This is a genomic window from Bacillus sp. NPDC094106 (assembly GCF_044764345.1).
In the GTDB taxonomy this organism is placed as follows: domain Bacteria; phylum Bacillota; class Bacilli; order Bacillales; family Bacillaceae_G; genus Bacillus_A.
Genome location: NZ_JBIWHY010000009.1, coordinates 116445 through 140141, shown reverse-complemented (window position 1 = coordinate 140141; position 23697 = coordinate 116445). Strand labels below are relative to the sequence as shown.

Genomic DNA, 23697 nt, shown 5'->3' with positions numbered 1-23697 from the left:
TGTTAAGTCGATATATTTGAATTATCGCCGATATAATTTGATTTACTATTATACGGTGTAATACTCTCTCGATAGACTCAAAAAAGCAGATGCCTTAGGCACCTGCTTTTTTGAGTCTATTTATTAGTTACGGATTAGATAATCAAATGCACCTAAAGCTGCATTAGCACCTGATCCCATAGAAATGATAATTTGTTTGTACGGATTATTTGTACAGTCACCTGCAGCAAACACTCCCGGTACGTTTGTAGCACCGTGCTTGTCTGTTACGATCTCACCACGAACACGTTCAACAGTGTCGCCTAACCAATCTGTGTTTGGCACAAGACCGATTTGAACGAATACACCTTGAAGTTCAATATGATGAACTGCTTCAGTTTCACGATCGATGTAAGAAATACCGTTTACTGTGTCAGTACCAGTAATTTCTTTCGTTTGAACGTTCTTTAGAACAGTTACGTTAGGAAGACTGTAAAGGCGTTCTTGTAATACAGCATCAGCTTTTAGTTCTGGCATGAACTCAAGAACAGTTACATGTTTTACGATACCTGCTAAGTCGATTGCTGCTTCAATACCAGAGTTACCGCCGCCGATAACTGCTACGTGTTTTCCAGCGAATAGTGGACCGTCACAGTGAGGGCAGTATGCTACACCTTTGTTTTTGAACTCAGCTTCACCTGGTACGCCAACATTGCGCCAACGAGCACCTGTTGAAACGATTACGCTCTTACTTTTTAGAACAGCGCCGTTTTCAAGTTCCACTTCAATAAGTTCTTTCTTTTCTAAACGTTTCGCACGTTGTAAATTCATTACATCAATATCATATTCTTTTACATGTTCTTCAAGGCTTGCTACTAGCTTAGGTCCTTCAGTGCGTTTTACACTGATGAAGTTTTCGATACCCATAGTATCCATCACTTGACCACCGAAGCGCTCAGCAACGATACCTGTGCGGATGCCTTTACGTGCTGCATAAATTGCTGCACTTGCACCAGCTGGGCCACCGCCAACAACAAGAACATCGTATGGATCTTTATCAGAGAACTCTGATGCATCAGGACCGTTACCCATTTTAGCTAGAATTTCTTCAAGTGTCATACGACCACTGCCGAAGGATTCGCCGTTTAGGTAAACAGTTGGTACTGCCATGATGTCTTTGCTTTCTACTTCTTCTTTGAATGCAGCGCCGTCAATCATAGTATGTGTAATACCAGGATTAAGAACGCTCATTACGTTAAGTGCTTGCACAACATCTGGACAGTTATGACAGCTCAGACTGATATAAGATTCAAAATGATATTCACCTTGAATATTTTTTACTTGATCAATTACTTTTTGTTCCACTTTCGGAGCTCTTCCACTAACTTGTAGTAAAGCTAACACTAATGAAGTGAATTCATGTCCTAGAGGGATACCAGCAAAAGTTACTCCAGTGTCTTCGCCAATACGATTCACACTAAAGCTTGGCGTTCTCTCTAATTGTGTTTTCTCTACCTTAATTTTGGATGACATTGTAGCTAATTCATCTACTAGAGCTAGCATGTCTTTAGATACGTCATCGGATTCTGCGCTAACTTTAAGTAGTACATCGTTCTCCATCAGTTGAAGATACTGGGCTAATTGTGCTTTTATATCTGCATCTAGTATCATTTTGATCGCGCTCCTTAGATTTTGCCTACAAGGTCAAGGCTTGGTTTAAGTGTTGCAGAACCTTCTTTCCATTTAGCTGGGCAAACTTCGCCTGGATTGTTGCGAACGTATTGTGCTGCTTTAATTTTGTTAGCAAGGATGCTTGCATCACGGCCGATACCGTCTGCATTGATTTCCATAGATTGGATAACGCCGTCTGGATCGATGATGAATGTACCACGAGCAGCAAGACCTTCTGATTCAACTAATACGTTGAAGTTACTAGTGATTGTGCGAGTAGGGTCACCAATCATAATGTATTCGATTTTACCGATAGTTTCTGAGCTATCATGCCATGCTTTATGTGTGAAGTGAGTGTCTGTAGATACAGAGTATACTTCAACGCCTAGCTCTTTTAGAGTTGCGTATTGGTTTTGTAAATCTTCAAGTTCAGTTGGGCATACGAATGTGAAGTCTGCTGGGTAGAAGCAAACTACGCTCCATTTTCCTTTGAAACTTTCGTCAGTAACTTGGATAAACTCTCCATTATGATAAGCGTTAGCTGTAAACGGTTTTACTTCTGTGCCGATTAATAACATATTAAAATTCCTCCTAAATGTAAGTTATGAGTAGCAAAAATTATCTTGCTCATAAAGTAATTTGTCTAATTAACTATAATAATTCTAATTCGATATTTATTATCATATAAAATTGTTTATTTTGTCAAGGGAAATGTATAACTTTATTGAAATTAATTATCAATTGCTTTTGAAATGTAAGGTTTTTTCTCTTAAAATGGGTGTGATACTGGTAAAATCTATTATTTGAAATTTTCCCTAATTTTCTCGTGACTCATTTTTTCACTTTTTATATCAAGCAAGTATAATTTTTTGATGACCTTTATTGGCAAGCGCTTTTAAAATTTCAACTCTAATTTCATCTTCATTTTCGTTGTGCGCGCAAATTTATGATTAAACGAAATGTATTGGAGAGCCAAGATTGTTGCCCCGGGAAGGGAGGGTAACATTGGCGAAGAGGTTTGAGGGGGATGGTCAATAATAAGTGCTATGCTTTTATCCCGCATTAATGGACTGTAAAACCCCCACCAAAAATTCAGAAAGAGCAAAGAAGTTAGGTGGGGGATCAACTGCTTATAAAAGCACAATCGGTGAGGGCTAATAATCAGTGGGGATGAAATCCTCACTGATTAAAGCTTCACTTTATGTAAGAGATAGGCATGGATAAAATATAAAAAGGAGTAATCAATTGAATTTGTTGGATTACTCCTTTTCATAGTGTGCAAAATTCTTGTGCGGCATTTAAATATATAAATTATAAAACTATATAATCTAATATATAATTTATATAGATAATTCGCTATTTTTGTAGTGGCTAGTTCTTTATTAAAGAGAAGAAAAATGGGGTTATAAATAATAAGGAGGAAGCTGTGGTTAAAAAATGTCTATTTACATTGTTGGTTATAGTAATTTCAGTGGGAGGTTATGTCGCGTATAAACACTATTTTTATCAGGAAACTGATTCAAAAATTAATAAGGAGAGCCAAAAAATTATATATATCATTTCTAATGCTACAGATGAAATTGCAAAAGGTGCCCCTGTCCGGAGTGAACGAGGACCCATTTCCAGAGAAGACTATAAATTCATTTTAAGTTTTTATCGGAATTATGAGAAATTATTATCAGATGAGATTGATCCTAATAAACACGGATATACAGAATCTGAGCAGCAGCTGGTCAAGTATGTAATAAAACTTCTTACAACATATAATATAATGAATCAGCAGTTTATTCGTGGGGACAGACCATTTGCTCCTACAATTATGAAAGGTTTATATGAGGACTTAGACAAGGCCCCCATGTATTTATATCTTGAGTCTCAGGGGGAGCTAAAAAAGGAGCCAAGGAAACAGGAGGAGCAGATAACAACGGTTGAAAAAGAACGGGAGAAAGAAGATTTCTCAGAAAATAACTCTAAAATAGATCAGCCTGCTAAGGAAGAAGTATCAGAAGATGAAATTCGAGCTTTTATGGAGAAATATGCAGATGCCGGAATGAAAGCAATTAGGAAAAATGATTTTTCATATATAAAAGATTTTTTAGAACCGAAAGGAAAAGCATACCTAGAAAGTAAAAAATATATTAAGTATATAAATGATAAAAATATTTCAGAGACATTATTAACATATCAAGTAGACAGTATTAAGCCGATTAACAAAACAGAATATATAGTAACTGCTTATGAAGAGTATGGAATTACATACGGAGATGGTACTACTAAAATTAAAAGTTTTAACAATCGGTATAAAATTAAGTTATTAGAAAATGGAAAACTGGTGATAAGTGAGCTTTTGAAGGAGCATTGATGAAAGGGGATATTCCTTCTTTGACTCATAATTCTGCATTAAAATATTATGCTTACTATATAGACACCTATTTCAAATCTAGTGTCGAAACCGAATTAAGTTAAGTTCATAAGAGTATATGGATTCAAATAAGAAATTTATTTAGTGCGTATAGAAATTTAGGGGGAATCATGTGTTGAATAAATATAGTTTGAAAGAATTAAACAAACTACAGGTAGGGCGTTACGGAGAATATCTTACAAAAATGGAGTTTACACTTTATGGATTTGATGTTTATACATCTGAAGTTGATGATAAAGCAATTGATTTTATAATAAGAAAAGATGGAAAATATTACGATATTCAGGTTAAAACTTGTAGAGAATTAGGTTACGTATTTTTACAGAAACATGTTTTTTCACTTAGGGATAATTTATTTGTTGCATTAGTTTTACTGAATGAAGGAAAAGAGGCTGATTTTTATCTTATACCTTCAAAAGTATGGGAGAGCCCAAATGGTACTTTCGTTAGTCGTGACTATAAAAAAGAAGGGCAGAAGAGTAAGCCGGAGTGGGGGATAAATTTATCAAAGAAGAACTTACCAGGGCTAGAGCAGTATCGCTTTGAAAAAATTTTGTCAAAGATATTTTCAAAAGTCATTGAAACAGTATAAAAGTGTAAATAAAATGAGTGTAGTTTAATAATTCTGTTACAATAATAAATCCTTTAGAACAAACCTATCAGTATTAGTTAGAAGTATATACTGTTACATAAATAGCCATCAAAATTGTTTTCTCAATTTTGATGGCTATTTATTGATAGCTTGAATTTTATTTTTTAGAAAAACCTTATGATTACCATATATAAATGTACCATTTTGAATAGAGATAAATATTTGTTGTCTAGATATCATGATTAAGTTTTATATAGATAATAGAATGGGTATCCATATTATGAAATTTATGGTAAATAATCGTTATTTATATGTTAGAATTACAATGTAATTATTTAGTTACATTAGATGTGTAATAAGGTTATTTAATAAATTTAAAATAAATAGGGGAGGTTTTCACAAATGGGGAGCAAAACAAGTAAAGTTAAAAAAATTGTGGGATTAGTAGTAACCGCAGCGCTAGCAACTACAATGATGGTAGGCACAGCAAATGCACAAACAACTACGAAAGCAAGCTTTGATAAAAATAGCTATAAGGTAGCTGGCAATGAGGACACTGTATTTACAGATGTACCGAAGGACCACTGGTCAAAAGATGCTATTGACTACTTAGCAGCAGCAGGGATTTTTAAGGGATATGGAAATGGGAAATTTGGCTTTGGGGACAATGTTACTAGAGGACAGGTAGCTTCTTTAATTAATCGGCATTTAGGCTTAATAGCAGACGATGAACAGGGGAGTATGTTTAGTGATACTACAAATCATATGTTTGAAGAGGATATCCAAGCCATTGCGCAAGCTGGAATTATGACAGGTGATGGAACAGGGGCATTTCGTCCAGATGATGTATTAACTCGGTATGAGATGGCAGTAGTATTACAAAGAGCATTTCATTTAGAATCAAAAGGACAAGAGAACTTTAAAGATGTACCACAAGGTCATTGGGCCTATGAATCTGTAAATGCGCTGCGTAGTAACCGTATAGCACAAGGTGACGAGGCAGGTAATTTTAATGGCAACATGCTTGTGAAGCGTGAGCAGTATGCACAATTTTTCTATAATACAATAGCAAAGAACACATCTTATAATTTCAAAATCAACACAAAACAAGAACTGAAACAAGTGTTAGCAACAGCTTTAAAGGATGGGAAGTTTGGTCCCTTTGACTTAGATGTACTGGGAAAAGATATATCTGAGGTGAAACAAGAATTTGGGGCGCCTGATGTGTGGCACGAAGCAGTATGCACAGAATGTGATGCACCTAATACAGCGGTATATGGAGATTATAATCTTGATATGTATCCTTCGAAAGTTAGATATATATGGGTAAAGATGGATATTTCTATCAAGGAATTAAAAGAGTGGTTTGGTGAACCAGATGGAATTGAAGAAGGTATGGATAGTGTGGCCTTTGTATATAATCGTGGAAGCTATTCTCTTTATTTCAGCTTTTCTGATGGTTTTATTCAACGCGTTGATATGTTGAAAAATGAATAGTTAATAAGTTACAAGAAATATAAATGATGAAATAAGGAATTTCTCTAGTAATATATAAACACCCAGTTACCTTTCGACCTTTATAAAAAAGGGAAGTAAGCTGGGTGTTTTCCTTTTTACTATGTTTTTTATCATTTTTTATAACACCAGTTTCATAAGTTCACGTCTTGTTACTATATTTTTGAAAAAAGAGGATACGAAGACGTGAACATTTTATTTGTGAATCTTTCCAGAGACCAAGTAGTTTGTGTTACGGTTATCCTGGCGTTTGGCAAATTATGCGGTCCCTTTTTCACGCTGATCAGGAAATTGTATATTTTGTATGGAAGCAATATATTGTTTCCCGTGCTTTCTAGCCAAAGATTCTAGTATGTGACGCACGCGTTTTGTAAGGTGGCCTTGATTTTGTAATGCTGTGCAGTATGCATCATAGTAGGCATATTTAGCCCAAAGGAAATCATCTTGTTGGAATAAGAAATGATTTTTATACCATTCTCCAATTGTGTGAAAGTTTCCGTCTTCATTGGCAACTTTTGTTTGCTCAAGAAGTCTTTCTGGTAAAGCTTTAGTTAGATGAGAAGCTGTTTGTTCGGTTTCAGCTCGTAATGATTGCTCTAGCATTGTAATGATGTGATGAGTAGCCATGTGTTAACTCTCCTTTGTGTAAATGGATAAATACCATCTATATTTTAAAAAACACTTACTATATTATTATACAATATTTGGAATGCATCCACCTGCTTTTTGATTTGTATTTACAAAATCTTTTTATTTTGTTTACAAAAGTAGCCTATAATAAAGTAAGATGAATGATGTATATGAAAAAAATAATAAAGGGATGAAAGCATTGTATATAACGATAGAAGAGGCTGCTGAATATTTAAATCTTCCGAAGTCGTATGTTGAAGAATTAGTTCAGCAAAAACGCATCCGTGCTGTGTATGATGGTGAACAGTATTTGTTGAATAAAGAACAGTTCAATACACATCTAGAGCAGATGGAAAAATATAAACAATTAGTAGAAGAAATATTAAATGAACCAATTCCAGAAGATATGGATGTTAAGGACGAAGATTAAACTTAATCCGGCATGAACTAACAGTAACATCCCCACCTCAAATTTCAGAGAAAAGCGAGGGGGATAAACTGTCCGTACAAGCTCGATTGATGAAGGCTAAAAGTCAGTGGAGATGAAAAAACTTCACTGATTAAAGTTTTATTTTTTGAAGAATCATTTTTAAAATCCCGTTTTAAGGTATGCAGAAAAGGTATCTTAAAATGGGATTTTTTTATATTAGTATAATGAGAAAGTATGAAAAAACTGAGTGGGATGAGTAAGGGAGGAAAAGGATTTTAGAGAAGAGAAATTCTTCCTTAAAGTAATGGTATAATGTAGAAGGGTGTCATATTGTCCCGAAAGCAATTCCTTAATGATAATTTAAAGAGTTAAAAAGCGTAATGTGTTTTTGTATTGATTAAAAGGAGTATGTAATATGAACAAATTTAAAAGCTTGATTCAAGAGGAAAAAGAAGCTTTAAAGGTATTTTTATTATTATTCTATATTATATTCTTTTTATATGACATTATATATTATTTCGTATATCCTGCAATGAATATAAGCGAAGCGAAGATAGGATGGCCAGAAGGTGGATTAGGAATAGGTATATATATATTCCTAATCTTGTTATTTCCTATTTCGATATATTTTCAAAAGCGAGGTCACATTTATTTTGTAAAGTATTTGTTTTTAATTGGATATATGTTCATTGATCTCATTGATAATTTAATGATCTATTTACAAACAGATCGAGTATTTGAGAATGGAAATATGGTAGAGATATTTTTAATCTTGTTTTCACCGATATTTGTAAATAAAAAGTATTTTTATTTAGTCTCTTTTAGTGTAATTGGAAAGTATGCGTTTTTTTCATTATTACTACAAGATGTAAAAGTTGTTATTCCACTCGTTTTATGCATCTTTTTTTCCATCATTTCACATTTTTTATTAAAAAGAATTCAGTCCTACGTTATGACAGTAATGGAGATGTTGAATAATGTAAAACAAACAGAAAACCTTGCATTAATTGGAACAATGTCTACAACAATTGCTCATGAAATTCGAAATCCGTTAACAGCTTTAAAAGGTTTTACTCAAATTCAAAAAGAGCGGAATCCAGATGATGCGATGAGTTATGAGATTATGTTACAAGAAATTGAGAGGATTAATGAGTTTGTTAGTGAATTGATGTTACTAGGAAAGCCAAAACCTAAAAACTATGAATGGTGTAACATGCAAGAGATTTTGTTATATGTTGTTCAATTGATGGAAAATTATGCGATCCAATATAATGTCAAAATTCATGTGCAAACAGATGGAGATTTGCCCACTATAAATGGTGACGAAAAACAATTAAAACAAGTATTATTAAATATTTTAAAAAACGGGATTGAGTCAATGTTAGAAGGTGGGAATCTCAAAATTCATGCATATAAAACAATGGAAGGAAGTCTGTGCATTTGTATTGAGGACCAAGGATGCGGTATGGATAACGAGAAAATAAAGAAGCTTGGCAAAGCGTTTTATACGACAAAGGAAAATGGTACAGGGCTTGGTTTAATGATTACATATAAAATTATTGAGGAACATCAAGGGGATATTAATATTCAAAGTAACATTGGCATAGGTACAAAAGTAGAAATAACTTTGCCAACGATATAGATTTTAGACACAAGAGCACTTTTCAGAAAAGTGCTCTTGTTGTGTAAATATAAACATTTTATAAAATGTTTTAAGAATGCTTTTTTTTATAAAACACTTAGTTTATAATGATGGAGGAAAATATCGACATGCAGCTGATTGCTCATGTAACGGTTTGTTGTTTTATATATACATCAATTAAAAAAACGACATAAACTCCCTCTTTTTAGATGAGAGAGAGCATCTATTCATGCATAGAAGCGTTCAGGGCCTTTTTCTGCCACATGCGAAGTAAAAACAGAAAGAGCAAACGAGTGTAGGTCACTTTTTATTCTGCATAGCAGGGATGTAGATGTCGAAAAATTAAAATGGATTTATATAGTTTGTACAAATGTGTAGGTTTACTTGAATTAAAAAAAGGGGTGCACACGCATCCTTTTTTCTATGCTGATACTATGAAAGAGGTGGTATGATGGAATTAACATTAAATTCGACTGTATGTTTACACACGATTCAGTTTCGAAAAGATCAAAAGAATTATATTGTAAAAGATACAATTACAGGAGAAAAATATGAAATGCCGCCACTTTGTATTGATGCACTGGCAATGATGCGTGACGGTTTTTTATTGGGTGAAATTGAAGAAAAGTTACGGGAAGAGTATCCAAAGGAAGAAGTAAACATTCTAGAATTTACGAGGCAATTGTTAGACCTAGAGCTTGTTGGAATGGTGGATGGAGAAGAGATTATTTGTACGAAAAAGAGAGATAAAGATTATTTCGCTTGGATTCGTCCACGGGTTGAACAGTTTTTTCTTAATTTAAACAGAAAATATCGAAGCAAAGGTCAAAGATGATCTTTGCTTTTTATTTTTGTTTTAAAAGATATGGCAGAGAGCAATTAAAGGTCTCTGTCTCTCTCAATAAGGAATATATTTAGTTTTTAAATTAAGAATTTATCGTTATTTGAATTGTGATTCATTTCCTGTTTCATTGCAAGAATGAAAATAGGTATTCACCCAATGGAAAATGTTTGCATATTGTAGCTTATGTAAATACATTGCTGCAAAGGAGTGGGTGCAGTGGCAGGAAAGATTTTAAATTACTATGCCGGTGGAAATACAGCTAGGGGTTTTTATAGTTTATATGAGGAATGCTTAAGTGGGCTAGACAGACTGTTTATTTTGAAAGGTGGCCCGGGTACTGGGAAATCATCATTGATGAAAGTCATAGGGCGCGAGTGGACTGAGAAAGGGTATGATATTGAATTTTTACATTGCTCTTCTGATAATAAATCGATTGATGGTGTTATTATTCCGAAATTAAAAGTTGGAATTGTAGATGGGACAGCACCGCATGTGATTGAACCAAAGATGCCTGGAGTTGTAGAAGAATACGTAAACTTAGGAACTGCGTGGGATACGGGGAAATTACAGAAACATAAAGATGAGATTGCTCGGTATATCTCAGAGGCAAGCAGAGCATTTCAATCCGCATATGTTTGTTTTAAAGAGGCTTTAGTGATACATGATGAGTGGGAGAAAATTTATATTGATAATATTGATTTTCTAAAGGCAAATGAATTAACGAATCAGCTTATACAAAAGCTATTTGTTGATACTAAGGGGGAAAAAGCAGTTGTAAAGCACCGTTTCTTAGGTGCAGCGACACCAAAAGGTGCGGTGGACTTTGTCCCCAATTTAACAGATGGTATCCCGCATCGCTATTTTATAAAAGGGCGTCCGGGGTCTGGAAAATCAACGATGTTAAAAAAATTAGCGGCGGCAGCAGAAGAAAAAGGTTTTGATGTTGAGGTATATCATTGTGGATTCGATCCAAATAGTCTCGATATGATTATTGTAAGAGAATTAGGGTTTGCAATTTTTGATAGTACCTCGCCACATGAATATTTTCCAAGTAGAGATGGTGATGAGATTATTGATATGTATGATCTCATTGTTACGCCAGGAACAGATGAAAAATATGCTAAGGAAATTCGTGATGTTTCCATTCAATACAAAACAAAAATGAATGAGGGAATGTCCTTCTTAGCAAAAGCAAAAGCAGTGCGAGATAAGTTAGAACGGATTTATGTTGCTGCTATGGATTTTTCGAAGGTAGATGAGTATAAAAAAGAAATACAAAGAGAATTTGAGCGAATTGCACAGGTTGTTGCTCAGAAGCAAAAATAGCGGATTTTCAAGCTGTCGGGAAAATCCTGACAGCTGTTTTGGGATGTATATAAATCCATTTTAATTTTTCGACATCTACATCCCTGCGATGCAGAATAAAAAGTAACCTACACTCTTTACTTTGCATGTGGCAGAAAAGGGCACTGACCGCATCTATGCATGAATAGATGCTCTCGCCCACCTAAAGAGAGGGGTTTTATGTCGTTTTTTTAATTGATGTATATATAGTAGAGTTTTCATTATAGTTGTCGAATTTCCAGGGAAATGATCAGAAAATGAGGGTGATACATATGAGAGACAAAATTCAAGTCGAATTAGAGAGAATTGAGAAAGAGAATGATGTGAAGATTTTATTTGCAGTAGAATCAGGAAGTCGTGCATGGGGGTTCCCATCGAAAGATAGCGATTATGATGTTAGGTTTGTCTATATTCATCAGGTAGAGTGGTATTTATCCATCGATGAGAAGCGGGATGTTATGGAATATCCAATTAGTGATGCGTTAGATATAAGTGGCTGGGATATTAAAAAAGCACTGCAGCTATTTGCAAAATCGAATCCAGCGTTATTAGAATGGATTCGCTCTCCAATCTTTTATTCTAAAAGCTCAGATTTGCCCGAACGTTTACAGAAAATGAGTGAAAATCATTTTAATCCAAAATCTACGATTTATCACTACTTACATATGGCCTCAAAGAACTATCGTGAATTTCTACAAGGCGAGAATGTGAAGTTGAAAAAGTATTTCTATGTGTTGCGTCCTATTTTAGCGTGCAAATGGTTAGAAGAGAGAGGAACACTGCCACCTGTAGAGTTTGAAAGTTTAATCACGGAGTTATCCTTAGAACATAGAATTTTAGATGAAATTAAACATTTACTTAGAAAGAAAAAGGCGGGTGTTGAACTGGATGCTGGTCCGAAAATCGCGGGATTAAATCAATTTTTAGAGGAGCAGATAACGTACTATCAAGAATACGCGAAGGGAATGGAAAAAGGAATAGGGATAGATGTTGAGAAATTGAATGTTTTGTTTCGGGACCTGTTATTTGAAATGAGCAGAAAAGAGCACAGATAGATCGGTGCTCTTTTCTGTTTAAATTAATTTGTATTCGTCAATTGCAAATTGCAGAATACTATTCTCCGTCAACCCGCTTTAATGGCTCATCGGCAGGTCCTTCAATTACATCTCCATCAATTGAAAATCGTGATCCATGACAAGGGCAATCCCATGTGCAATCACCGCCATTCCATTCCACTTCACAGCCAAGGTGTGTACAGGTTGTATCGACGATATGTAGTTTACCTTCATCATCTTTATACGCACCTGCACGTTTACCATGAACGCTTACAACGGCACCTTCACCATTTTCGAGTTCTTCTGGTGTACGAAGAGCAAATTCTAGTTTTCCTTCAATTAAATGCTTCGCTACATCAAGGTTTTGAGAAACAAATGTTTTCATATCTGGATCAGCATGGAATCGTGATGGAGCAAATAACTCTTTATAAGGACTATTTATTTTTGTGATAGAAGTAGTTAAGAGCTGTGCTGCAGCAGTTCCGGTTGTCATTCCCCATTTACGATATCCGGTTGCAACGAATATGTTTGGATTGCTTTCGTTGATGTGTCCGATGTAAGGAAGTTTGTCTAAAGTGATTAAATCCTGTGCTGACCATCTATAAGGAATTTCATCTATTCCAAATGTTTCTTCGGCAAAGGAATATAGCGCCTCATAATGAAGCATCGTGTTGATTCCTTGTCCCGTTTTATGACTTTCTCCACCAACAAGAATGAGCTTTTCTCCATTTACTGTTGTATATCGTAAGGAACGTTTAGGGTCATCAATATTTAAATACATGCCTCCGGGATAATCTTTTTTTGCTTTTATTGCAAGTACGTAAGAGCGATCTGCATACATTCTTGCAAAGAAAAAGCTATTTGCATCATAGAACGGGAAATGAGAACAAGAGACAATATACTCACATGTGATGCGATGGCCGTCTTTTGTAATCACTTGTGGATAGGTTCCTTTTTCAACATCGATTGCAGTTGTATGCTCATAAATTGTGCCGCCCATTTCAATAAATTGCTCAACAAGCTTTTGTAAATAACGAAGAGGATGGAACTGAGCTTGTTTTTTCATAACGAGTGCAGCTTGGATTGAAATAGGAAGCGGGATGGATTCGACGTAGTCACAAGGAATATTTAGTTTTTTATAGGCTTCGTATTCGTTTGTTAACTTCTGCAATCCCTCGGTACACGTTGTATACAAATAGGCATCTTCTTCCGTAAATTCACACTCAATATTATGTGTGTGCACTGTTTCTTTTATAAATTGTAGGGCCTTGTCGTTTGCTTCATAGTATAGACGAGCCTTTTCTGTGCCGAAATGATTTATTAATTCATCGTAGATGAGGTCGTGTTGTGCAGTGATCTTTGCAGTCGTATGTCCAGTTGTTCCATTTAAAATATTTCCAGAATCGATTAAAACAACTTTCCTTCCCTCTTTAGCAAGTAAATAAGCAGTTGTAATACCTGTAATGCCAGCGCCAATAATGACGACCTCTGTTTTTATATTTTCAGATAGATTGGGAAAAGTAGGTAATGAAGTAGATTCGATCCAGTAGGGATTTGGGAGTTTAGGAAACGAATTATTTGTCATCATGTAGCCCTCCTAGTTTAGAACACTTTTCCTCTTAATTTTCCCTATTTATGTAAAATTTATGTAGATTATTTTTAATGTAAGAGAGTGGAACGATATAAAATAAAATATTATTTTGATATAATTTTTATCCCCTGTTTTATTAAGAAGGAATTTTTGTGTGAATGAATATTAAGAAGAATTAATTTGCTTCATATAGACGCTATTTCTTGATAAAAGAAGGGCTTGAGTTATGTGAAAGTATTTATATATATAATGGATAAAACCTTATAAAATCTATGTTTTTTCTTTAGTGAAATAAGATATCATTATGAAAATACAACCACATTTTATTACTAGGTCATAAAAGTTATTGACAATGTGGAAAGTCTATTGATATGATTCAACATGTGGAAAGGTTGATAAAGAGTAAAAAGAGAAATGTTTTTCATTGATAATAAAAGCGGAAATAAGTGACGATAGAGTGAGTATATTTTACTTATGATAAATGCTTTTTTGGGATTACCTAGTAGTATCAATCTGGAAACAAGAATTGATGTATGCAATTTGCGTAAACGCGGTATAAGAAGGGGGCAAAAAGATGAAGGAGCTTCATACGTTTGGGTGGTATGCAGCACGTGTATCACCGCACTTGCCAAAAAAAGCACTTAAACCAGTTCCAACTCGTTTATTTGGTGGACTGGCTTATTTACTTGTGGCAGTAGCTGGATTAGTAACGATCGGTGTATTCGAATTAAATGTGTGGGCAAATCTAGGGATTGCGATTGTTCTCGGTTTATGTTTTGCCTCACTTGGATTTTTAGGGCATGAAATTTTACACGGAACGGTTGTAAGAAAAGCCTGGCTTCGTGATGTGTTAGGGGCGATTGCATTTCTGCCATTGTCTACAGGACCGAAGCTTTGGAGAAAGTGGCATAATGCGACGCACCATGTTCATACGCAACATGAAGAACACGATCCAGATGCATGGCCAACCTTTGAAAAACTCAAAAAGAGTAAATTTTTAAGATGGGTGTATCGTCTGCCGCTTCATGTGCGCTCGTTCTTTAGTTTTCTGTCACTAACAATTCAATTTACATTACATTCAACTCGAATGTTCTTTCATTTTATAAAAGAATTTAAGACATCGAATCAAAAATCTGTATGGCTTCAGCTTCTTTTGCCATGGACAGTGTGGATTAGTCTATTGTTTATTATGGGACCTGCAAAGTGGTTGTTTGCGTATGTGATTCCATTATTAATTGCCAACTTTATTGTAATGGCATATATTGCAACGAACCATCGTTTAAATCCAATTGTTCCTGTGAATGATCCGTTAGCAAACTGTTTATCTGTAACAGTGCCGCGCTGGGTAGATGTGTTGCATTTCAATTTCTCATATCATACAGAACATCATTTGTTCCCTGCTATGAGTTCGAAGTACTATCCATTGGTAAAAGAAAAGATTAAAGAAATGTGGCCGGAACGTTATCATGAGATGCCGATGACGAAAGCATTGGCAGCGCTTTGGAAAACACCTCGCGTGTATTATCAAGGTAGTGAATTAATTGATCCACATAGAGAGCATTTCTACGGTTCTTTAGGAAATGGATTAGACCCTGAGAATATCTCATATCGTGAGGAACATATAGAAGAAGAGCCTATTAAAAAAGTAAATCCATGATTGTGGATAGATGAATTAGAAACATTCAAAAAAGCAAGCTACTTTGATGGTAGCTTGCTTTTTTTTATCCCGCTATTTACGGGTAGTAATACTACCCGTAAAAGGCTAATAATCAGTGGGGATGAAGAAAACCCCGCTGATTAAAGCTTCACTTTATAATGAGACTGCCTTTTCTTTCTTGTTATGAACTTGCACAGAGTTACTTTGTTTACGTCCAAGTCTTTTTTCTAAGAGATTAACAAGATAAGTAAATAATAGAACAAGCGCAAGATAGTAGATACCTACGACAATATATGTCTCTAATTGCTGGAAATTACCCGCAGCTATTGATAAACCTGATCCCCACAATTCTGACATACCAACATAGGCAACAAGTGAAGAATCTTTCAATCCAATAATAAATTGATTTCCTAGGGGAGGGATAGAAAGACGGAATGCTTGTGGTAAAATAATACGACGCATAGCTAGTGGATACGACATTCCTAAGGAACGAGCAGCCTCTAATTGTCCGCGATCGACGGATTGAATAGACCCGCGGAAAATTTCTGTAATATATGCACCGTTATGAATAGCTAAAGCAATTGCTCCCGCCCAAAAAGGTGTAAAGACAACGACAGAAGTAATGCCGAAGTAGAGAATGGCAATTTGTACGATTAAAGGTGTGCCGCGGATCACAGCAATATAAACGTGGGCAATGCTATTTAAGATTTTATTGTTCGAAATACGAAAGAAAGCAAATAATAGACCAATTAAGGAACCGAGTAGCAAAGAAGTTAGGGTTAATTGTAATGTTATGACAACAGCTTTTAGAAGTGTAGGATAGGTAGAGATAAAAATTTCAATCATTCGTTTCACCTCATATTAGTTGAGTTTTAAGATGGATACAAATGCCCCACAGCTTATGTGGGGCATCGCTTGCTTATTAAACATGTTTTTGACTGCCTTAGTTAGGAGAGAATATTTTATTTTGTTTTTGCTTCTTCCCCAAGAATATTGCGACCAAACCATTTCTTACTAATCTTTTCATAAGTACCATCTTTAATAATTTCATCTAATGCTTTATTAACCTTTTTCACCATGTCTTTATCATCTTTACGAATAGCGATTCCCATTTCATCAAGATTTAACGGCTTTCCAGCTTCTTTTATATTGGATTTTCCTTCTTTTATCATACGAAGACCAACCATTTGATCAGTAATTACTGCATCTACCCGGCCAGGTTCTAAATCCATAAGTGCAGTAATGTCACTATCATATTCCGTAATCTGATCCGTATATTTTGTAACAAGTTCCTTAAATGTACTTGCTTTTACGACACCTATTTTTTTTCCTTTTAAGTCTTCTGGTGAAGAGATAGAATTGTTCTTTTTCGAAACAAAGATTTGTGCGCCAGAGCGATAGTATGGATTTGTAAAACTTACAGCTTTTAATCGTTCTTCTGTAATCGCCATACTTCCTAATATGACGTCATATTTTTTTGCTTTAAGACCTTGAATTAATGTTTCCCAAGGATTTGTAACTGGGACGGGTTTCATTCCCATTTTTTTTGCAAGAGCTTCGCCAATCTCAACATCAAAACCTACAAGTTTTCCATCATTTTCTTTATAGTTAAATGGTTTATATAATCCACTCATTGCATAGCGGAACTCTTTCTCACCATTTGTCGAAGTCGTACTACTTTCCTTACTACAGGCTCCAAGTATGAAAGACATGCATAGTGTAATTGCTGCAACAACAGTTAATAATTTCTTTCTCATAAAACCCCTCCTATATATTTATCCTGTACATACGGGCAGCTTCAAATATGGGAATTTCCTATAGATAGGGTGGTTAACTGACCCGCATGAGTTGACATAAGATCGTATTATAAAACGTTTCGTAAAAACTGTTTTGCACGTTCGTTTGATGGGGCAGAAAAAAATTGTTCTGGTGGAGCGTCTTCTACAATCTGCCCGTTGTCCATAAAGATGACTCGGTCTGCTACATCTCGTGCAAAGCTCATTTCATGGGTAACGATTACCATTGTCATGCCTTCACCAGCGAGTTCCTTCATAACTTGTAATACTTCCCCAACAAGTTCAGGATCAAGTGCTGAAGTAGGCTCGTCAAATAACATGATTTTCGGATTCATTGCAAGCGCACGTGCAATTGCAACGCGTTGCTTTTGGCCACCAGATAAGAGGTGTGGCGTGACGTTTGCTTTGTCTTGTAATCCAACCTTTTGTAGTAGGTTGTTTCCAATTTCTTTGGCTTTTGTTTTGTCCATTTTTTTTACATGAATAGGTGCTTCTACGATGTTTTCTAATGAGGTCATATGAGGAAAGAGGTTGAAATGTTGAAAGACCATTCCAACATTTTCGCGGACTTTGTTTAAATCTGTGCGTTTTGGATTAATCAATTCCCCTTGTAAGCGAATTTCACCTTCATCGTACATTTCTAAAAAGTTAAGACAGCGGAGTAAAGTGCTTTTACCAGAACCGCTGGCACCAATTAAAACAACAACTTCTTTTTCTTTTACTTCTAAATTAATACCTTTTAAAACGTCTAATGAACCAAATGATTTTACTAGATTGTGGACTTGAATCATACAAAACCCCCAGTCGAAAATAGATTTTACAAATGTAGACCCTTATTTCTGTTATTAGTCATAAATTGTCAGAATCCTCTATTTTTTTATGAGTTTAGATATTGTGTAGTGAATTTTGTCTTGTAGGTTCGTTATATTTCTTTTGTTTTTAATTGTGAGTCTATTGAGTTGTAAAATATTTTAGAAATCTTTATATCTTTCTATAGTGAAAATATGGATAATAATATATAGGTAGTATTTATAGGGTTTAAAGGGGGAGGAATGAGAACATGGAAAAAGAAAAGAAAACGTTTTCCTTTGGTTTACGTATGCAGCTTATGCTATTTACGACAATCTTAGCTTTAATTACTTATTCGACAAGTTTATTTTTTATTTATGTGATGTATGATTATTTTCAAGGCTATGTAAGCCAAACCGTTTATAATATCGTTGTTATGCTGTTAGGAGTAATATGGTCAGGAATCTTAGCATATTTTGCAGCAATTTTTTTAATCAAGCCTCTTCATAGACTTGAGGAAGCGGCACATAAGGCTGCTGAGGGTGACATTCGTGAAAATGTGCCATTACGGAAAACAGACGATGAAATTAGGTCTTTAAGTGTTGCATTTAATATGATGTTAGGAAATTTACGAGCAATGGTAAAAAATATTGATACCACGTTCTCACATACAAATACGCAAGTGCAACAAATTAGAAAACAAACAAGTGAAGCAACGAAGCAGGCACAAGTTGTATCGGAGACACTAACTGAAATTTCTTCAGGTGCAGAGCAATCAGCAGCATCCATTCAAACGATTGTTTCTACTGTTGATACAACAACTTCTATTGCTAGTGAAGTGGAAGAAAAAGCGAAACAATCTGATCAATTGTCTTCAGAAATGGTACAAGCGTTGGGGGAGAGTACTCGTGTATTTGTTTCGCTTATTCAAGGTATCCAAACATTAGCAAAAGAAAATGAACAATCTATGCAAAATGTACAGAAATTAGAAGAGCGGATGAAACAAGTAGAACATATTGTTTCTGTAGTAAGCGAAATTGCAAGTCAAACCAATTTACTAGCACTAAATGCATCAATTGAAGCGGCGCGTGCCGGAGAACATGGCAGAGGCTTTGCAGTTGTGGCAGAAGAGGTTCGAAAACTTGCTGATGAGAGTGATAACTCAGCGCGAAATATATCACAATTACTTTGTGATATGCAAAATGAAGTACAACAAGTGGCGTTACAAATGACAGAACAAGTGAACACTGCAAAAGAGGAAGCCAAGCGTGGTGAAGCAACAGAGTTAATTTTAAAAGAAATGTCATCAAGCATTATGGAAGTAGCAGATGCGACTCAAAAGATTAGTAGTTATATGAACGAACAAGTGAATCATATTCATCAAACTGGTGCGCAAACAAAAGAAGTGGCAGCAATTGCTGAGGAGACATCAGCGGGTTCGCAGGAAGTGGCGCGTGTAACGATGCAGCAATCTGAGAATATGGTAGCAATTGATCAACTATTAAAAGAATTAGAGAATCAAGCAACAGAGTTAAAACAAACAATTGAACGGTTTATGGTATAAAAAGGGAAGAACAATCTTATGTTCTTCCTTTTTATATGTGAAAAGGAGGGATACTTTGAGGGAAATGAAATACATTACAAGGATCGTATATTGTTTTTACTTTACGTAACTTTGGAAAGTTTGAGCCATAGTACGTGTTCTGCCAATTTTTAATATCAATGTCAGGCCAATTGACGTAGTCTCCTAATGTATAAGGGGACATGGCGTTTCGTAAATTTTTAATCCATTGTACATTTATTTGCTCTTCATCATCGCATTTCCAAGATGAAAGGTATTCTTGAGCAATAATTGCTTTACGATGGAAGTAAGCCGTTTCACTTGGAGCGATGTCTTCTACGGCTCCCACAAGTGATTGATGCCAAACGCTAGCTGAAGAATTTGGGGCATGGCTGAGATAGTGCTTTAAAATTTGGATTCCTTTAAGCGGAATTGGGTTATACACATAAGAACCAGAGCGTTTGAATTTTTCTGGGATATTACCGCCATTAAAGAACTGAACAGCTTTTATATAAGGGACTTCATCAATGAAAAGAGAAGGGGTTCCGGCTTGTAGCATAGGAGTTAATAAAGAAAAAAGTTCAGAGGGGGGACCGACAAATTCACCTTGTACTTCAATTTTATTTCGTTGTTTAGAAAATAATTCAATAGATGAAGTAAGTCGTTCATCTGTATAGGGTGCCCAGTTTTGCCAAGCTTGAAATGCTGTAATAAAGTCTTTCCATTTCCAAGTAATTGAGAAAATCGAGACATTTTTGATAGGATGGAGACGAAATGTTAATGAGGTAACAATACCAAAGTTTCCACCTCCACCTCCACGGCATGCCCAAAATAAATTAGGGTTCTCCGTTTCACTAGCATGAATAATTTTTGCCCCTTTTTTTCCAGATGCTTGTACCATTTCGATCCCTAATAATTGATCACATGTTAAACCAAATAAACGTGATAGCATGCCGATTCCACCGCCAAGTGTCAAACCAACAAGCCCCACACTAGCGCTTGTTCCAGCAGGTAGTGTAACACCATAGTTCCACAGTTCTTCATACACAGTACCAAGATTAGCGCCAGCCTCAATAGTCGCTGTTAAGCAGTCAGGGTGAATGATAATTTGATTCATCTCACTTACATCAATAATAAGTCCGTGGTTTAGAAGGGAAAAGTTTTCGTAGCTATGACGACCACTTCGTACTCGAAATGGCACATGACGTTCGCGTGCCCATTTTAGAGCATTACATACATCTTGTTTATTTTGGCAAAAAACAATTACGCAAGGAAGTTTTGGAATACTTAAGTTTAAGTTTGTACGAGCTATATCGTATTCCGGATTTGACGGGATTACGATACGCCCTGTTAGTTTTGTTGAATTCAACATATAGCCCCTTTCTTATATAATAGTTTTTTATTAGTATATGAAAAAGCTATATTAGGAGTGTTTAACTGGTAGATATATTGACATAAAAAGTAATGGGAAGGTTAGATTATCTCGTATTAACGGGCAGTAAGAACCCCACCTCAAGATTTAGAGAGAAATGAGGAAGATAGGTGAGGGGATAACTGCTCGTAAAAACCCGATTGGTGAAGGTTAACCATCGGTGGAGGATGAAGAAAACTCCCGCTTATGGAAGTTTTGTTTTATTTTTAGCGAAATTTTAAAATTAAATTATAAAAATATAGAGGTGTATTTAACTTTATAATTTTGTTTATAAGAATGTATTATTTTTATTTTCTGTATTCAGAAAAATTAAACAATATATCTAGATATTGCATTATACTCGCCTGAATGTTATGGTAATATTTATCTAAAGAGGAAAATGTGACAAATAAATAAGAAATGTATTTTTTAGCACACTATTTGAAAGAATAGGCCGCAAAGCTTAGAGTCTAAGGTAATAATAATTACTAAGATCGTCTGGTTGCACTTTTTACTGCAACCAGACGATCTTTTTTTATTTTTGGAAGGATTATGCGGGACAAGAGTGCTAAAAGGTATGTTTTGATATATTCATTATTTTTGGTTTTATTTTCCATGATTAATATATGAGCTATATAAATCCATTTTAATTTTTCGACATCTACATCCCTGCGATGCAAAATAAAAAGTAACCTACACTTGTATGCTCTTTCTATTTTTACTTCGCATGTGGCAGAAACAAGCTCTGACCGCTTCTATGCATGGCCAGATGCTCTCTCTCCCACCTAAAAAGAGGGGGGTTATGTCGGTTTGTATATAATGTTATTCAAATTGTTTGGGTAAAAAATATAGTAGATAAGTTTAAAATTTGACTAAAGAGAGAAATGAAACAAATAAATAGGAAAATGTATTTTTTAGCACACTATCTGAAAGGATAGGCCGCAAAGCTTAGAGTCTAAGGTAATGATAATTACTAAGATCGTCTGGTTGCACTTTTTACTGCAACCAGACGATTTTTTTATACGAAAATTCATATATAAGGGGATAGTTATGAAGAGAAAGAGTATCAGAAGGTATGTTTCAATAATTCCATTAATATTTTTAGTATCATTTTCTATGATGAATATAGGAGTTTCAGTTGTTCAAGCCGCTATGATAGATGTTGTGGATGCAATTAACATTTCTCGCGCAGATGGAACAACCGGTGAACCATATAATGCCACAGATCGTATGAGAGTAGATGTGGAATGGTCAGCGAAGGAAAAAATAAGCGCTGGTGATCAATTCATAATTGATATGCCAAAAGAATTTAATATGTATAATACAAAATTTGATTTGAAAGCTGCAGGAAACCAAACAGCTGGAACATGTGAGCTGAGAAATGGATCACTTACATGTACAATGAGCGATTATGTAAATGGGAAGAACAATATAAAAGGTTCTTTATTCTTAGAATATTATTTTGCACTTGAAAGTTACGATGGTGTAAAAGAGATTCCATTAGAATTTAAAGTAAATGGGGAAGTTGTAAATAAGCATGTTAGTGTGAGCAATACAACAGAAAGACCTCCCGTAAGTCACAATACAGATAACTTAATAAAGTGGGGTTACTATAATGAAGATGGAACGGTTGCAGACTGGAATGTATATGTGAATGCAACTGGTACAGAAATGAAAGAACCTAAGATAAGTGATGAATTAGGGCCTGGTCATGAATTGATTCCAGAAAGTATTGTATTACAAGAAGCAGTGTTTGAGGATGGATATGCACCAAAAGATATAAAGCCTGCTGATTTATCAAAAATTAACATTCTAGCAACGAAATCTGGATTTACAATTGAGCTTCCAGATACATCAAAAGGTTATATTTTGAGCTATAAAACGAAAGTAACGAATCCAGCTTTAAAACCTCATAAAAATACAATTAAACTAGAAGGAAAAAATATAGAGACTGAAGAAAAGACGGAAAAAGTTATTGTAAATAATGGTGGGGGAACTGGTTCGGGTGAGAATGAACCACCGTCTATTGAAAAAAGTATTGTTGATGAGAATGGTAATCTTGTAGATACTCAGCAATTATCACAAATGAATCAATCTATTCATTATCAGGTTCGTACACATATACCAACAGACGCACCTAATTATGAGTCAATGGAGATAAGTGATAATTTAGAAGATGTCTTAGAAATTATCGATGCAAAAGTAAATGATCAAAATGGCCAAGATATTACTTCTAAAGGAAAGCTAACAATAGATAAGCAAAATAGTGAAGTAACGTTTATATTAAATAAGGATTTTGATTTTAAAGCGTATCAAGATCAAACAATTTCTTTAGATATAACTGCAAAGATTAAAGCAGAAGCGGATTTAACAGCTTATGTTGACCAAAAAATCCCTAATAAGGCAGTATTATTTTTTGATAGTGAAGCATTGATTTCCAATAAAGTAACTGTTAAACCACCAGAATCCCCTCAGGATGGAGTAATAAAGATTCACAAAGTAGATGCTGATGATACAAACAAGGGATTAGAAGGTGCGGAGTTTGAAATTCGAAATGAGAGGGATGAGGTTGTAGCGATACTTAAAACAGACAAGAATGGCTTCTCATCTGACCAAGCCTTAGCGCCTGGATCATATAAAATTTATGAAAAACTAGCACCTGAAGGATATGAAAAATTAGCAGAGCCAATTTCATTTGAAATTGAAAAAGGTATGATAAACCCAATGCAGCTAGAAATTTCAAATAAACTATCTCCAAAGGTTCCAGA

General features: G+C 35.1%; 19 protein-coding genes and 2 riboswitches. Of the genes, 11 read left to right on the top strand and 8 right to left on the bottom strand.

Features of this window, described 5'->3' with window-relative positions:
* Window positions 1-123: 123 nt before the first annotated feature.
* Both ahpF and ahpC read right to left on the bottom strand, forming a co-directional pair.
* Window positions 124-1650, bottom strand: a complete 1527-nt coding sequence (ahpF, locus tag ACIQ7L_RS15205; protein WP_400570344.1) for an alkyl hydroperoxide reductase subunit F — start codon at window positions 1648-1650, stop codon at window positions 124-126.
* A gap of 14 nt (window positions 1651-1664) precedes the next feature.
* The gene (gene ahpC / locus ACIQ7L_RS15200) at window positions 1665-2228 is read right to left on the bottom strand and encodes an alkyl hydroperoxide reductase subunit C (RefSeq protein ID WP_400570342.1); all 564 of its coding nucleotides are present in this window, start codon (window positions 2226-2228) and stop codon (window positions 1665-1667) included.
* An 848-nt stretch (window positions 2229-3076) separates the two neighbouring features.
* Between ahpC and ACIQ7L_RS15195 the strand changes: the two genes are divergently transcribed.
* From ACIQ7L_RS15195 to ACIQ7L_RS15185, 3 genes are all read left to right on the top strand, one after another.
* Entirely contained in the window at window positions 3077-4012 is a 936-nt protein-coding gene (locus ACIQ7L_RS15195) for a TcaA NTF2-like domain-containing protein (protein ID WP_400570340.1), read from the top strand.
* A gap of 175 nt (window positions 4013-4187) precedes the next feature.
* Window positions 4188-4664, top strand: a complete 477-nt coding sequence (locus ACIQ7L_RS15190) for a hypothetical protein (protein WP_400570339.1) — start codon at window positions 4188-4190, stop codon at window positions 4662-4664.
* 402 nt (window positions 4665-5066) lie between these two features.
* Window positions 5067-6161 (top strand): S-layer homology domain-containing protein, encoded by a 1095-nt coding sequence (locus tag ACIQ7L_RS15185; RefSeq protein WP_400570337.1) that lies wholly within the window; start codon window positions 5067-5069, stop codon window positions 6159-6161.
* 276 nt (window positions 6162-6437) lie between these two features.
* Here the strand turns inward: ACIQ7L_RS15185 and ACIQ7L_RS15180 are convergent, their stop codons facing one another.
* Window positions 6438-6806: a hypothetical protein gene (locus ACIQ7L_RS15180; RefSeq protein WP_400570335.1), complete on the bottom strand. Its 369-nt coding sequence runs from the start codon at window positions 6804-6806 to the stop codon at window positions 6438-6440.
* Between the two features lie 193 nt (window positions 6807-6999).
* On the opposite strand from ACIQ7L_RS15180, the gene ACIQ7L_RS15175 reads away from it, so the two are divergent.
* From ACIQ7L_RS15175 to ACIQ7L_RS15155, 5 genes are all read left to right on the top strand, one after another.
* Window positions 7000-7239 carry a helix-turn-helix domain-containing protein gene (locus tag ACIQ7L_RS15175; protein WP_335359416.1) on the top strand — a complete coding sequence of 80 codons (240 nt, stop codon included), beginning with the start codon at window positions 7000-7002 and terminating at the stop codon, window positions 7237-7239.
* A 415-nt stretch (window positions 7240-7654) separates the two neighbouring features.
* Entirely contained in the window at window positions 7655-8881 is a 1227-nt protein-coding gene (locus tag ACIQ7L_RS15170; protein WP_400570333.1) for an ATP-binding protein, read from the top strand.
* A gap of 451 nt (window positions 8882-9332) precedes the next feature.
* A complete protein-coding gene (locus tag ACIQ7L_RS15165) occupies window positions 9333-9716 on the top strand; it encodes a hypothetical protein (protein WP_400570332.1) in 384 nt (127 codons plus the stop codon).
* Window positions 9717-9932: 216 nt separating this feature from the next.
* Window positions 9933-11051: a PRK06851 family protein gene (locus ACIQ7L_RS15160; RefSeq protein WP_400570330.1), complete on the top strand. Its 1119-nt coding sequence runs from the start codon at window positions 9933-9935 to the stop codon at window positions 11049-11051.
* Window positions 11052-11341: 290 nt separating this feature from the next.
* Complete coding sequence (locus ACIQ7L_RS15155; RefSeq protein ID WP_400570328.1) at window positions 11342-12124, top strand: nucleotidyltransferase domain-containing protein; 783 nt, start codon at window positions 11342-11344, stop codon at window positions 12122-12124.
* A gap of 58 nt (window positions 12125-12182) precedes the next feature.
* Here ACIQ7L_RS15155 and ACIQ7L_RS15150 read toward each other — a convergent pair whose 3' ends face one another.
* On the bottom strand, window positions 12183-13709 hold the full coding sequence (locus tag ACIQ7L_RS15150; protein WP_400570326.1) for an FAD-dependent oxidoreductase: 1527 nt from the start codon (window positions 13707-13709) through the stop codon (window positions 12183-12185).
* A gap of 580 nt (window positions 13710-14289) precedes the next feature.
* On the opposite strand from ACIQ7L_RS15150, the gene desB reads away from it, so the two are divergent.
* The gene (desB, locus tag ACIQ7L_RS15145; protein ID WP_400570324.1) at window positions 14290-15372 is read left to right on the top strand and encodes a Delta(10) desaturase DesB; all 1083 of its coding nucleotides are present in this window, start codon (window positions 14290-14292) and stop codon (window positions 15370-15372) included.
* A gap of 153 nt (window positions 15373-15525) precedes the next feature.
* Here the strand turns inward: desB and ACIQ7L_RS15140 are convergent, their stop codons facing one another.
* The 3 genes from ACIQ7L_RS15140 to ACIQ7L_RS15130 form a co-directional block, all read right to left on the bottom strand.
* Complete coding sequence (locus ACIQ7L_RS15140; protein WP_400570323.1) at window positions 15526-16227, bottom strand: amino acid ABC transporter permease; 702 nt, start codon at window positions 16225-16227, stop codon at window positions 15526-15528.
* A 107-nt stretch (window positions 16228-16334) separates the two neighbouring features.
* Window positions 16335-17129 (bottom strand): ABC transporter substrate-binding protein, encoded by a 795-nt coding sequence (locus tag ACIQ7L_RS15135; protein ID WP_400570321.1) that lies wholly within the window; start codon window positions 17127-17129, stop codon window positions 16335-16337.
* A gap of 107 nt (window positions 17130-17236) precedes the next feature.
* Window positions 17237-17959, bottom strand: coding sequence for an amino acid ABC transporter ATP-binding protein (locus ACIQ7L_RS15130; protein ID WP_400570320.1), 723 nt, complete (start codon window positions 17957-17959; stop codon window positions 17237-17239).
* 269 nt (window positions 17960-18228) lie between these two features.
* Here ACIQ7L_RS15130 and ACIQ7L_RS15125 point away from each other — a divergent pair, with 269 nt between their 5' ends.
* A complete protein-coding gene (locus ACIQ7L_RS15125; RefSeq protein ID WP_400570318.1) occupies window positions 18229-19521 on the top strand; it encodes a methyl-accepting chemotaxis protein in 1293 nt (430 codons plus the stop codon).
* 31 nt (window positions 19522-19552) lie between these two features.
* Here the strand turns inward: ACIQ7L_RS15125 and ACIQ7L_RS15120 are convergent, their stop codons facing one another.
* Entirely contained in the window at window positions 19553-20887 is a 1335-nt protein-coding gene (locus tag ACIQ7L_RS15120; RefSeq protein ID WP_400570316.1) for an FAD-binding oxidoreductase, read from the bottom strand.
* A gap of 463 nt (window positions 20888-21350) precedes the next feature.
* A riboswitch (cyclic di-GMP riboswitch) is annotated at window positions 21351-21439 on the top strand.
* A 396-nt stretch (window positions 21440-21835) separates the two neighbouring features.
* Window positions 21836-21924: riboswitch (cyclic di-GMP riboswitch) on the top strand.
* Window positions 21925-21979: 55 nt separating this feature from the next.
* On the opposite strand from ACIQ7L_RS15120, the gene ACIQ7L_RS15115 reads away from it, so the two are divergent.
* A partial coding sequence (locus tag ACIQ7L_RS15115; protein WP_400570314.1) for an isopeptide-forming domain-containing fimbrial protein occupies window positions 21980-23697 on the top strand: 1718 nt, incomplete at its 3' end.

What these genes read in the sequence shown, in the direction of transcription:
- ahpF (WP_400570344.1), bottom strand. Translation starts at nt 1,650, where the DNA reads ATGATACTAGATGCAGATATAAAAGCACAATTAGCCCAGTATCTTCAA.
- ahpC (WP_400570342.1), bottom strand. Translation starts at nt 2,228, where the DNA reads ATGTTATTAATCGGCACAGAAGTAAAACCGTTTACAGCTAACGCTTAT.
- ACIQ7L_RS15185 (WP_400570337.1), top strand. Translation starts at nt 5,067, where the DNA reads ATGGGGAGCAAAACAAGTAAAGTTAAAAAAATTGTGGGATTAGTAGTA.
- ACIQ7L_RS15180 (WP_400570335.1), bottom strand. Translation starts at nt 6,806, where the DNA reads ATGGCTACTCATCACATCATTACAATGCTAGAGCAATCATTACGAGCT.
- ACIQ7L_RS15175 (WP_335359416.1), top strand. Translation starts at nt 7,000, where the DNA reads ATGAAAGCATTGTATATAACGATAGAAGAGGCTGCTGAATATTTAAAT.
- ACIQ7L_RS15170 (WP_400570333.1), top strand. Translation starts at nt 7,655, where the DNA reads ATGAACAAATTTAAAAGCTTGATTCAAGAGGAAAAAGAAGCTTTAAAG.
- ACIQ7L_RS15165 (WP_400570332.1), top strand. Translation starts at nt 9,333, where the DNA reads ATGGAATTAACATTAAATTCGACTGTATGTTTACACACGATTCAGTTT.
- ACIQ7L_RS15155 (WP_400570328.1), top strand. Translation starts at nt 11,342, where the DNA reads ATGAGAGACAAAATTCAAGTCGAATTAGAGAGAATTGAGAAAGAGAAT.
- ACIQ7L_RS15150 (WP_400570326.1), bottom strand. Translation starts at nt 13,709, where the DNA reads ATGACAAATAATTCGTTTCCTAAACTCCCAAATCCCTACTGGATCGAA.
- desB (WP_400570324.1), top strand. Translation starts at nt 14,290, where the DNA reads ATGAAGGAGCTTCATACGTTTGGGTGGTATGCAGCACGTGTATCACCG.
- ACIQ7L_RS15135 (WP_400570321.1), bottom strand. Translation starts at nt 17,129, where the DNA reads ATGAGAAAGAAATTATTAACTGTTGTTGCAGCAATTACACTATGCATG.
- ACIQ7L_RS15130 (WP_400570320.1), bottom strand. Translation starts at nt 17,959, where the DNA reads ATGATTCAAGTCCACAATCTAGTAAAATCATTTGGTTCATTAGACGTT.
- ACIQ7L_RS15125 (WP_400570318.1), top strand. Translation starts at nt 18,229, where the DNA reads ATGGAAAAAGAAAAGAAAACGTTTTCCTTTGGTTTACGTATGCAGCTT.